General features: G+C 43.7%; 1 protein-coding gene. It reads left to right on the top strand.

Going from position 1 to position 986, the window contains the following annotated elements:
• The first annotated feature begins 413 nt into the window (after positions 1-413).
• Complete coding sequence (locus HMPREF2958_RS04230; RefSeq protein WP_246828024.1) at positions 414-728, top strand: hypothetical protein; 315 nt, start codon at positions 414-416, stop codon at positions 726-728.
• Positions 729-986 lie beyond the last annotated feature (258 nt).

Here is a 986-nt window from a genome sequence, read left to right as displayed (position 1 = left end):
GCTCATGGGCGTTTCCTTTCACGTGGTTGGGTTCTGTCTTCGGTAACAGAACTACATGGTGTAGTTTAGGTTTACTTTTTGCAGGTGGTCAAGGACACCATCATGTCTTTATCAAATCTTTATTTTTCGTGTCGCGCCGCCTGCAGAGCCAAAGCAGGTCAAGACCCCGCTGTTTATATAGCGAGAACAGGTCATTCACACAAAAATCCTAGGTAATTGAATGTGATGAAAATATCTAAAATATGTCGCATATTACATCTGTAAAGTATTTCTCTACGGTAGAATTTCAAAATTTTCATAGTTGCCTGTCGAAGTAAGTACTACGTGTCGCATGTGCAGGCGGCAGGTCGTTCTTTACCCACTGTTGGAGTATTGTTAGTGTTTCACCTCTTGCCAATAATGCTGGTGGTAGTGTGCGTGAGGCTACCAGATACACCGCCGAGGCTGCCGCATACCAGAAGCAGTTCAAAGTGAGCAATGAAGATATCGACGATCCTTCTGTCATGAATCGCTCTAGCGCACGTCAGTATCTTGTGTTTGGGTTGCTGTTAGGAACACCGTCCTGTTTGGCAGTCCTTTTGGGGATTGTACTTTTGATAGCGAATATCAAGAAGAATAACTTGGTCAGTAGTCTTTCCATGATAGGAGTCGGTGCTTTTAACACTGCACTTGCTGTTTTACTGTTTTTGAGCGGTTATAAGGCTCTCAAGCCTCAGAAGGAGAAATAGTCCTGGCTGCTGATTCTCTGCAGATCGCGGCGATTAAGGTGCAGAATTATGATTATAGTCAGTTGTTTACTCCCACAATACTGCGGTAGAAGCTCTAGGAGTTGTCATGGCACAGCAAGGTACCCAACGTACTAAAAGGCGGAAAGGGATGGTTAGCACTGTTTTATTAATTATTGCAGCCTTTTTACTTTTGTTTCTTCCGGGATATTTGGCACGTATTTTTGGTGATGATAGTGAGGGGAAGTACAAGTACTGCAC

The sequence above is a fragment of the Rothia sp. HMSC036D11 genome (assembly GCF_001814205.1).
Lineage (GTDB): Bacteria > Actinomycetota > Actinomycetes > Actinomycetales > Micrococcaceae > Rothia > Rothia dentocariosa.
This window is presented reverse-complemented; position numbering and strand designations above follow the sequence as displayed.